At 39.9% G+C, this 238-nt stretch carries 1 protein-coding gene; it reads left to right on the top strand.

The features are described 5' to 3' along the window. Positions 1-238, top strand: a 238-nt coding sequence (locus tag SB765_RS33420) for an NAD(P)-dependent oxidoreductase (protein WP_410933008.1), incomplete at both ends; no start/stop codon positions are given.

Here is a 238-nt window from a genome sequence, read left to right on the forward strand (position 1 = left end):
GCCATTGCCGTAGCTGAGTATGTAATAAGTAGCTTATTTGCATTAAGCCAAGAAAATGCCAGTCCGTTAAGTGGTAAAACAATCGGTATTGTGGGTGTAGGTAATATTGGCAGTTGTTTAGCGCAAAAGTTAAAAGCACTGAACGTTAATTTACTATTGTGCGATCCAATTAAGCATGAGCAAGGGCTATTAACCGAGCATGTTGAGCTTGATGAGCTATTAGCGCAGTCAGATATTG

The organism is Pseudomonas sp. SIMBA_067 (assembly GCF_046534675.1).
Taxonomy (GTDB): Bacteria; Pseudomonadota; Gammaproteobacteria; order Pseudomonadales; family Pseudomonadaceae; genus Aquipseudomonas; species Aquipseudomonas putida.